The sequence below is a fragment of the Dietzia cercidiphylli genome (genome assembly GCF_014145145.1).
Lineage (GTDB): Bacteria > Actinomycetota > Actinomycetes > Mycobacteriales > Mycobacteriaceae > Dietzia > Dietzia natronolimnaea.
Genome location: NZ_JAALEA010000091.1, coordinates 1 through 7871, shown reverse-complemented (window position 1 = coordinate 7871; position 7871 = coordinate 1). Strand labels below are relative to the sequence as shown.

6 protein-coding genes and 1 pseudogene are annotated in these 7871 nt (G+C 67.4%); 3 read left to right on the top strand and 4 right to left on the bottom strand.

Features of this window, described 5'->3' with window-relative positions; translation table 11 throughout:
• Nucleotides 1–287: pseudogene (locus tag G6028_RS04110) on the bottom strand (hypothetical protein); the annotation flags it as partial.
• Between the two features lie 462 nt (nt 288–749).
• Nucleotides 750–1331 carry an HdeD family acid-resistance protein gene (locus G6028_RS04105; protein WP_182658131.1) on the bottom strand — a complete coding sequence of 194 codons (582 nt, stop codon included), beginning with the start codon at nt 1329–1331 and terminating at the stop codon, nt 750–752.
• 279 nt (nt 1332–1610) lie between these two features.
• Here G6028_RS04105 and G6028_RS04100 point away from each other — a divergent pair, with 279 nt between their 5' ends.
• The 3 genes from G6028_RS04100 to G6028_RS04090 are packed head-to-tail and all read left to right on the top strand — an operon-like array spanning nt 1611 to nt 5371.
• Complete coding sequence (locus G6028_RS04100; RefSeq protein WP_182658130.1) at nt 1611–2657, top strand: ABC transporter substrate-binding protein; 1047 nt, start codon at nt 1611–1613, stop codon at nt 2655–2657.
• A 40-nt stretch (nt 2658–2697) separates the two neighbouring features.
• Nucleotides 2698–4314, top strand: coding sequence for an ABC transporter permease subunit (locus tag G6028_RS04095; RefSeq protein WP_182616912.1), 1617 nt, complete (start codon nt 2698–2700; stop codon nt 4312–4314).
• Nucleotides 4307–5371: an ABC transporter ATP-binding protein gene (locus tag G6028_RS04090; protein WP_182658129.1), complete on the top strand. Its 1065-nt coding sequence runs from the start codon at nt 4307–4309 to the stop codon at nt 5369–5371. Before G6028_RS04095 ends, G6028_RS04090 begins: the two co-directional genes overlap by 8 nt.
• Nucleotides 5372–5604: 233 nt before the next feature.
• On the opposite strand, the gene G6028_RS04085 is transcribed toward G6028_RS04090, so the two are convergent.
• A complete protein-coding gene (locus G6028_RS04085; protein ID WP_182658128.1) occupies nt 5605–6705 on the bottom strand; it encodes a hypothetical protein in 1101 nt (366 codons plus the stop codon).
• Between the two features lie 371 nt (nt 6706–7076).
• The coding region (locus tag G6028_RS17580; protein WP_241730529.1) for a PEP-utilizing enzyme at nt 7077–7871 on the bottom strand (795 nt) is incomplete at its 5' end.

The window sequence follows — 7871 nt, the reverse complement described above, 5'->3', positions numbered from 1 at the left end:
GCCAGGGCGGGGTCCCAGCTCTGCGCCAGCCCCGCGGCCGGGGGGAAGCAGGTGGCCGGGTCGCTCGCACTGAGACCGAGATGGTCCGATGCGCCGGACTGGAACCGCACCCCGTGCGGGCCGTCGGTGAGCACCAGCGCGGGCACGCCGGGGAGCTCCTCGGTGCGCCAGAACGACGCGCCGCTGCCGAGCGCGGCCTGCTGCTCGAGATCCAGACCCAGATCGGGTCCGAGGTCCTCGACCTGCTGATCGGCTGTGTCCGGTGACCCCTCGGTGTCTGATGCCATGTGGTGATCCCGTCCTGGTGCGTTGTCCAGTTGTAGCACGGGGCGCCCGGCAGGAATTCGGGCATGTCAGCCGGTGTCACAGCCGTAGAGGGCAGTGGCTGTCCGTCCTGACCATCATCTCGCTCATCCTGGCGCCGGAGACCAGCACGAAGTCTCTGTATTCCTGACCCGCGAGTCCATAGGATGGGCGCGTATGAACGCAGTCCCCAGGGCCCTGCTCGGGTTGTTGCTCTTCAACGGGGTCTCCGCGGTCGGCGGTGGACTCGCGCTCATGACCGGTGTGATCCCCGACGAGCCGTCGTGGATCGAGCACACCGACTTCGCCATCCTCTACTTCCCGGGCGTGATCCTGCTCGCGCTCGTCGGCGAGGGGCGTCGGACGGAGCCGGGTGAGATCGACGACGACGAGGTCCGCGGACCCCGCCGCATCGCCGGATTCCGGGAGCGCGCCGGGGCGTGCGCTCAGCGTGAGCCCCTCCCGGACATCGCCCGGAAGACGTTCAGCGCCCCGAGCACGATGAGCGAGATGCCGAGGAGCCACCACAGGAAGCCGGCGCCCCACACGGGGGTGCTCAGCAGGGAGACGCCGGCGAGGACCGAGATGATCGCGAACACGATCGTCACGCCCTTCGCCCCGGACTCACCGAGGGTGAACAGGGCGGTGAACCCCTCGATGATCCACATGACGCCGATCATCACGGTGACGAAGACGGCGAGGAAGGCCGCGGACTGCTGGAGCGAGGCGAAGGCGTAGGCGCCGGCGAGGACCCACAGCAGGCCCAACAGGACATGGCCGACGCGACTTCCCGTCCCGTGGCTCTTGGCGAGCAGGCCGATGGAGACGTAGACGACGCCCGCGACGATGGCGTAGAAGGCGAGCACCCCGGTGATCGCGACGGCGGTCTTGGCGGGCCAGAGAAGAACGGCGATGCCGAAGCCGATGGCGAGGAGGCCACCGATCACCAGCGCGAGGCGAACGCTCTTGGCGACCTGGGAGGCGGTGGCCTGGGGGGCGGTGGATCGGGGGGCGGTGGACGTGGTCATTCCGGGGACCTCGCTCGGGAGAGGCGGACGATCGCGGTCGCGATCAACGGAGTTTAATCTAGCCTGGTCGGGCCGTCGGCGGGGTGGGTTGCCAGGTCGCCCGACCTCGGGGCGACGGCGAGCACCACTTCGCCGGCCCTCCGGCCATCCCAGAGCGGAGTCCTCCCGCGTTGTTCATCCGGCGTTCAGGCGCACGGAACTGGGGGAGAATCCTGAAGTGTCATGGTGGACCGTCGCGGATCACCGTGACCAGTCGACATCTGAGGAGTTCACAGCACAATGACCACGACCGCTCGAATCGGTACGCGTTTCCTGACCCGGGCAGCCGCCCTGGCGGTCGCCGGCGCCCTCACGCTCACGGCGTGCGCCGAGCCGGACGACGGAGGCGAGACCACGGCGAGCGGGGACGGGGTCACCGGCACGGTCACCCTGTACACCTCCGAGCCCCAGGCGAAGATCGACGAGATCATCTCGGCCTTCAACGAGGAGCAGCCCGACATCACCGTCGAGGTGTTCCGCGCCGGGACCGGTGACCTCCGCGCCCGGATCGCGGCGGAGCAGGCCACGGGGCAGATCGGCGCCGACGTGCTCCTGGCCGCCGACGTCCCGACGTTCGAGGGCCACAAGGAGCAGGACCTGTTCCGCGAGTTCACCCCGAGCGAGCCCGACGCGCTCGTCGAGGTCGCGGTGGACCCCGACGGCTACTACGTGGGGACGCGGATCATCCCCACCGTGATCGCCTACAACACGAACGACGTCGACGAGCCGCCGACCTCCTGGGCCGAGCTCACCGAGCCGGAGTACGCCGAGCGGATCGTCCTGCCCAACCCGGACATCTCCGGCGCGGCCGCGTTCAACGCCTCGGCGTGGAGCCTGCACCCGGACCTCGGCCCGGAGTGGATCCAGGCGCTGGGCGCGAACACCCCCCAGGTCGCCGAATCGAACGGTCCGGTGGCCCAGGCCGTCGCCGAGGGATCGCGTCCGATCGGAATCGTGGTGGACTACCTGGTGCGCGACCTGGCTGCGGCGGGGTCGCCGATCGGGGTCAGCTACCCCGACGAGGGGGTCCCGTACATCACCCAGCCGGGCGCGGTGTTCGCCGACGCGCAGGACCCGGAGGCGGCCCAGCTGTTCCTCGACTTCGTCGTCTCCACGCGTGGCCAGGAGATCGCCGTCGAGCAGAACTACCTGCCGGTCCGCGACGACGTGGGCACTCCCGAGGACGCACCGTCGCTGGACCAGATCGCGCTGTTCGACCAGAACCTCGAGGCGATCGCCCAGAACCAGGCCGCCGCCGTGTCCGCGTTCAACGAGGCGATCCGCTGACGCCACGCGTCCGCCCCCGACCCGACCCCCGATCCCGCCTGTGACCCTGCCGATCCGGATCGTCCTCTGGTCCTCGCTCCTCGGGATCGCCGTCCTGCCCCTGGCATTGGTCGTCTCTCTCGGGTTCGGGGCCAACCACCTTCCGCTCCTGCTCGACGGTGGCATCGTGCAGGCCGCGGTGAACAGCGTGACCACCTCGCTCGCGGCGGCGGTCGGGGCGGTCGTGATCGGCACGGTGATGGCGTTCCTGCTGGACCGGACCGACCTGGCCGGGCGCAGGCCGCTCAAGCTGCTGCTGCTCACGCCGCTGTTCGTGCCTCCGTTCATCGGCGCGATCGCGTGGACGGGCCTGGTCACCCGGGGTGGACTCATCGACCGCACGCTGGGGTTCGCGCCCTGGGACTTCTACGGGTTCTCGGGCGTGGCGTTCCTCCTGACGCTGCACGCCTATCCCATCGCCTACTTCGTGGTGGCGGCAGCGCTGCGCAGGATCCCCGCGGACCTGGTGGAGGCCGCACGCATGGGTGGTGCCACACCCCTGCGGACGCAGCTGGATGTGACACTGCCGCTCATCCGTCCGGCGATCGCGGCAGCGTTCACGCTGACCTTCGTCAGCAGCATCGGGGACTTCGGCATCCCGATCATCGTGGGCGTCCCCGGCGGCCTCGACACGCTGTCGACGATGGTCTACCGCTACCTCGAATCCGGGACCGTGGACTCCCCGCTCCAGGTGGTCTCGCAGATCGGCATCATCCTGCTGGTGCTGGGCGTGATCGGCACGATTCTCGATCGTCGGATATCGAAGCGGGTCGTGGAGTTCGGCGGGTCCGGGCGGGAGTTCGACACGATGTCGCTCGGGCGGTCGCGTGCCGGGGTCTCGGCTGTGGCCTGGGTCTTCGGCCTCGTCACCACCGTGGCCCCGCTCGCGGGCCTCGTGGTCAGGTCCCTCCTGCCGGCGCCGGGGGTACCGCTGACCTTCGAGACGATGACGCTGGGCAACTACGAACGCGTGCTCACCTCCGCACAGACGATCAACGGTGCCACCAACTCGGTGGTCCTCTCGATCGGGGCCGGGGTCCTCTGCGGGATCCTCGGTCTCGCGGTGGGCCTGTTCACCACGCGGCTCGCCCGGGCCGACCGTGAGCCGATGCTGCTGACGGTGCTGCTCCCGCAGGCCGTCCCCGGCCTGGTCATCGCCACCGGATGGCTCATCCTCGGCCGGTACACCGGGCTCTACAACACCGGATGGGTGATCCTCGGTGCCTACATCACCGCGTTCGCGGCGATCGTGGTCCAGACGGTGCGCGGCCCGCTGGCCGGCATGCATTCGTCGATGGAGGAGGCCGCCAGGATCGGCGGGGCGGGCCCGTTCCGGGCGCACCTCGACACGAGCGTGCGCTTGGCCTTGCCGGCCGCGGGGATCGGCGCGATCATGGTCGCCGTCACGGCCGTGCGCGAACTGACGCTGTCGGTCCTGCTCGTCTCGCCGGGGACGCAGACCCTCGGTGTGGTGATCTTCCAGTACCAGCGGGCCGGCGACGTCAACGCCTCGTCCGCGCTATCGGTGATCCTCATGTTGGTGGGCCTGGTGGTGCTGGCGCTGTTCGGGTCCCGGTTCACCAGGCCCGACTCGGAGACAGGGAAGCTGAATGTCTGAACTCGACGCCACAGGGGTGGATGTGCGCTTCGGCGCCACGCGTGCCCTCGATTCGGTCGACCTCCACGTGGACGCCGGTCGGATCCTGGCACTCGTCGGCCCGTCCGGTTCCGGCAAGTCGACGTTCCTGCGGGCGGTGGCCGGCTTCGTCACACCGGACGCCGGCACCCTCCGGGTCGGGGACCGTGTGCTGGTGGGCGACGGGATCATGGTGCCGCCCGAGCGCCGGGGGCTGGGCATGGTCTTTCAGCACCACGCGGTGTGGCCGCACATGAGCGTCGCCGAGAACGTGGCCTACCCGCTCAGGCGCGCCCGGTGGAATCGGACGGATCGTGAGGCGCGGGTGGCGGAGGTCCTCGAAACCGTCGAACTGGGTGACCTCGCCGACCGCGCGCCGGACACCCTCTCGGGCGGCCAGCGGCAGCGGGTGGCCCTGGCCCGGGCGCTCGTCGCGCGGCCCGCCGTGTTGCTGCTCGACGAGGCGCTCTCGGCCCTGGACGAGCCGTTGCGGGCGAGCCTGCGGTTGATGCTGCGCCGGCTCGCCGCGGAGTACGAGCTCACGATGGTCCACGTGACGCACGACCGTGACGAGGCGCTGGCGATCGGTGACCAGGTCGCGGTGCTCAACCGGGGTCGGCTCGTGCAGGTGGGGTCGCCCGCGGAACTCGACTCCTCGCCGAACAGCGAGTTCGTGGCGCGCTTCCTGCACGACGCGACCTGCGTGGCCGGCAGCATGGGCGACGGCCGGTTCCGCTCGGACGACGGCAGGGTGAGTGTCCCCCTCGAGGCGCTGGACTTCCCGTCCGGACGCGTCAACGGCCCCGCGCACCTCGCGCTGCCTCCCGACGGCGTGGAGCTCGTGGATCAGCCCGCCGGCGACGGTGTCCTGCCCGTCGAGGTGGTCACCAGCCTTTACGGGCGTCGTGGCCGTACGGTGATCTGCCGGTCCGGCGACCTCGAGCTGCGCGTCTTGACCTCGGGGGTGGACGAGACGTCGCCGACCCCGCGCGGCGCGCGGGTGAGGCGCGGGTTCGTCTACCCCAGGGTGCTCGAATGACCTTGAAGGCGACCAGTTGGTCCGCAGCGGTCCGGGAATGCTCGCGTTGTATCCGTGGAACCGATCTCCGGTTCTTCGGCGAGCTGATTGCGAAGTATCCCGTGGGCGCTCTCGTGAACTGAGAGTTGGATACCGCGGAGACCGCAACTGCGCGAGTTCGAATCCAAAAATGTTCAGTCTCCGGAGATCGCCTCGGCTGCCCTCTCGTCGCGACTATCCTGGCACGGAAGAAGTCACTCAGTAGCATTCCTATCTATCCAGTTGCGCAGTGCTTCTGTAAGGGCTTCGTCGGCAGTCAGGTCTGGGACCGCAGCAGCGGCCCGATCGAACTCCGAATTAAGGTCAGGTGCCACCTTCGCTCGTACTGGCTGACGTTGAATAGGCACATCACGAGAAGTAGGAGCGACTCTCAGCGCCACGCACGCGTTCTCGAGCTCTTCAAAAAGCTGCCGGTAGTTCTCATGAGTCGGAATGATTGGTTCACCCTTCTCGAACCACTTGAGCAGTCTGTTATTGGCCGATTTTTTGCAGATGCCGCGCCCGTGGCCAAAGTCGTTCCGCATCCGTCCGAGTTCTTGTATGAACTGCGAATTAATGTCGTTGACAGAGCAGCCATGAATTCCCGCGAGCTGCTTGCGAAATAGGTCTTCCCACTCCGTGTAGAACGAAACAATCCACTGGCCCGCAAAGCGCTTCAAGGTCAGGGCCTTGTCGGCTTGGTCGTCCCCGATCATTAACTCATCAAATGTCAGGATCCCTGGGTCGGCCATTGCAAGTATGGCAGAGAAACTGAGAGTGGTCGCGGAGACTTCGTTTGTTGGGTTCATCGTATCGAGGTCTAAATAATCCGGGAGGTCGGCATCCTTGCTAAATGAGCGGCTATAGTCTTGTCGTCGCTGATCAATAAGGCTCATTATTCCCCGGTGCCCGAGACGGGACACCAGCACCGAGAGCTTCAACTCTAGCTTCATGTCGAGCAGTACTTCGTCGACAGTTATATCTGCATCCGTATTGAGGGCTTGAATCTGTGAACGCACTGTTTGAAGCAGATCAAAATAGCTGTGGATCGGAGCTAGCCGGTCGTCATTCGGCTTCAATTCTCTTGCTGCTGTGACAGCTGGCTCCAGCGCCTCGTGCAACGATGTGCCCGCTGGTGGTGGGTCGGTGACCCATGCACTGAGTAGCGCATCGGTTGCTGCCTTGATGGCGCCCGGCGCTTGCCTGGGGGAGGGGAACCGCTCGGCTTGTTGCATCAGTCGGATTGTGGGTGTCATTGGAATCAGTATCTCGTCGAGGACCATAGTCCACCGATCGATGGCTTGCTGTGTCGTCATGCCCGTGGAGGATACAGTTGCTCCCAGGCCTCCCGGTGAGTTACCAAGAATAAATCCTGACGCGATAACGTCGCGGAAGGGGTGGGCGGAATATGGTGTCTCAGTTCGTTTAAACCCGACGCCGACTGGAAAATTCGGTGAAAATACTGACGGCAAATTATCGTGCTCTTAGGCAGTTTCTGACCTCTGCATTGCGGCGACGATGTTCACGACGAGCCTGCAGAGTGGAGTCTTCATTGAGATGTTCGCCAGATAAGAATTCGATCTTCTGTCAGGACAACCGCGTTTCCGACTCACGCGATCAACCTTAGTTCTTACTTGGTTTGGGCCTTTCGGAGTGAACGGCCCGCCACCGAGCACCTTTGCAACAGCTACTGGCCCCCGAGCCGCGTCACCACCCCGCGGTCCCCGTCCACGCGGACGCGGTCTCCGGTCCGCAGCGTCTGCGTGGCCACCAGGGTGTTGACCACGCAGGGCAGGCCGTACTCGCGCGCGACCACGGCCCCGTGGGAGACCGAGCTGCCGATGTCGGTGACCAGCGCCGCGATCACCGTGAAGTACGGCGTCCAGCCCACGTCCGTGACGGGCGCGACCAGGATCTCTCCCGGCTGCACCTCGCGGGCGTCCACGATCGACCTCGCCACGCGCACCACGCCCTCCACCGACCCGCGGCTCGCGGGCCGGCCGATGATCTCGCCGCCCGCCGCCTCCCGAGGGGGCCGGGCGATCAGCGGGACCGGGCGGCCGACCGAGACGTCGGGGAACTCCAGGACGTCCTGGAACGCCAGCGCCTCCCGGCGCTTGAGGGCGCTTCGGACCAGATCGCCGATCTCGCCAGACCCCTCGGCAGCGCCTTTCCCGTCATCGTCGCCCGCCCCGACGATCCGGGCCAGCTCAGCGCGGTCGAAGAAGAACACCAGGTCCGCATCGGGCAGTCGCCCGGCGGCGGCCAGCACCTCACCGAGGTGGCGGTAGCCCCGCTTGAGCGCGTGCGCCATCAGCGCCATCTTGGCCTTGGTCTCCTCGCGCCCGCGAGCCCCCTCCTGCGCGAACCGGGCGAGCAGTCGGATGACGGGGGAGCCGGGCTCGTCCACGTCCACATTCGCAGCCGCATTCGGACCCGCACCCGGGTGCGCCGGGCCCGGCCCGCGGCCGCCCGCCGCCTG